The organism is Streptomyces sp. LS1784, from assembly GCF_020103755.1.
Taxonomy (GTDB): domain Bacteria; phylum Actinomycetota; class Actinomycetes; order Streptomycetales; family Streptomycetaceae; genus Kitasatospora.
The window spans coordinates 28,404-30,624 of record NZ_JAHSQD010000037.1 but is presented as its reverse complement, the minus strand read 5'-3'; the positions used below and the strand labels follow the sequence as shown (position 1 = coordinate 30,624).

1 protein-coding gene is annotated in these 2,221 nt (G+C 74.3%); it reads right to left on the bottom strand.

What is annotated here, in order from left to right; translation table 11 throughout:
- The coding region (locus tag KS423_RS07635; RefSeq protein ID WP_224276448.1) for a SpoIIE family protein phosphatase at positions 1-1,805 on the bottom strand (1,805 nt) is incomplete at its 3' end.
- Positions 1,806-2,221 lie beyond the last annotated feature (416 nt).

Sequence of the window (2,221 nt, the reverse complement as noted above, 5' to 3'; positions counted from 1 at the left end):
TCGGTGGCCCCGCCGTGGTCGAGGTGGGTGACCAGTTCGTCGAGGCGGGCGATCAGCTCGTCCGGGGGCAGGTCGAGGGCGGAGAAGTTGAGCACGGCCGTGCGCAGTCGGCCCATGGTGGCGGCGGCGTGCAGGCCGTGGCCGACGACGTCGCCGACGACCAGCGCCACGCGGAAGCCGGGCAGCGGGATGACGTCGAACCAGTCCCCGCCGACTCCCCGCTGTGCCGGCCGGTAGCGGTAGGCCGCTTCCAGGGCGCTCTGCTCGGGCAGCCCGCGGGGCAGCAGGCTGCGCTGCAGTGTCTCGGCCATCCGGTACTCGCGGGTGTAGCGGCGGGCGTTGTCGATGCACATCGCCGCGCGGGCGACCAGTTCCTCGGCGAAGGCGACGTCCTCCGGCCCGAACGGCTCGGACCGGTCCGCGCGCCAGAAGGTGACCGTGCCCAGGGCCAGGCCGCGTGCCCGCAGCGGCACCGAGATCAGCGAGTGGACCCCGTGGGCGAGGATCCGCTCGGCGCTCTGCGGGTCGCGCTCCCGCCAGGCTCGCTCATGGTGCAGGTCGGCCATCAGCGTGGCGTGCCCGCTCTCCAGGGCGGTGGCCTCCGGTGTGCCGGGCAGCGGGCTGATCTGCGAGCCCACCGGGAGCAACGGCCGGTCCTCGCGGACGCCGCCGGCGGCCACGCGGCGGATCCGCGGGCCTCCCGCCGTGCCCGTGCCCGGCAGCGGCTCGTCACCGCGCAGCACCGCCTCGGCCAGCTCGACCGTGGCGAAGTCCGCGAACCGGGGAATCGCCGCATCCGCCAGCTCCTGCGCGGTGCGCACCACGTCCAGGGTGGTGCCGACTCGTGCACCCGCGTCGTAGAGCAGCTTCAGCCGGGCCCGGGCCGCCTCGGCCTGCCCGGCCAGCGCCCGCAGCTCGGTGGTGTCCCGGATGGTCGCGACGCTGCCGGGCCCGCCGCCGTACGGCGCGGTGGGGCGGTTGTTGACGGCGAGCAGCCGGTCCTCGGCCGGGTGGACCTCGTCGGTGGCGGCCCGCCCGGACGCCAGCAGCTCGGCCAGCCCGGGATCGAGCCCGAGCTCGGCGACCGGCCGTCCCTCCACCTCCGGCGGCAGCTCCAGCAGCCGCCGGGCCTCGTCGTTCGCCAGCAGCGCCCGCCCGTCCCCACCGACGATCAGCACACCCTCGCGGACCGCGTGCAGCACCGCGTCGTGGTGCTCGTACATCCGCGTCATCTCGGCCGGGCCCAGCCCGTGCGTCTGGCGGCGCAGCCGCCGCCGCACCAGCACCGCCCCGCCCGTACCCACAGCGACCGCGGCCACCGCGCCGCCGACCAGGACCGGCAGCTGCTGGCTGACCGTATTGCCCGCGTGCGCGATGGTGTAGCCGACCTGGACCAGGCCGGCGACCGAACCGTCCGGCCTGGTGACCGGCGCGCTGCTCTCCACGACCCGTCCGATGGGCGCGGTGAAGCTGATGGTGATCGGCCCCTTGAGGGCCAGCTGGTACGGGCCGATGAGGCGCTGTCCGATCAGCTCGGGCTGGGCGGTCTGGGCGTAGCGGATCCCCTCGGGGCTGGCGATCACGACGTAGTCGAAGCCGCCCTTTTCCGTGATGTCCAGGGCCAGCGGCTGCAGCACCGCGGTCGGGTCGGCGCTGTCCAGCGCGTTCACCACCGTGGGGACCTGCGCCAAGGTGATGGCCGCGGCGCGTGTGCGGTTCTCGGAATCACTCGCGGCGTACCTCCGGGCCTGCAGGATGAGTGCCGTCAGCGCCGCGGTGACCAGCAGCACGACCACGACCAGCATCCACAGGAACACCTGCCCGGCGACACTGCGCACCCACGGCCGCGAGCGCGGCCCACCCCGGGCGGACCGGTGTTTCCCCGGTCCGCCCGGTTCCGCACCCCCATGGGCGTGGCTGTCCACTCCGTGCATCCAGGCCGTCCCCGCGCATCCGGATCATGACCCCTCCACGCTGCCACCCCGCCCGCACATGTGCACGCGCGAGGCCGCTGGACGGCCGAACGCACCGCAGGGCAGGTCGGCGCCCCCGGAACCGGAGTGCCTGTCCAACGAGCGAAGGGCCGCGCCGACAGCGCGTGCGGGGCGCGCATTCGGTGTGACGCGGGCCTCAGCCCGGGGGAATCGTCTGCACTCAGAGCATCGGCGCGAGTTCAGCCAGTGACCGACAAACCGGACAAACCCTGACATAAACCGTGAGT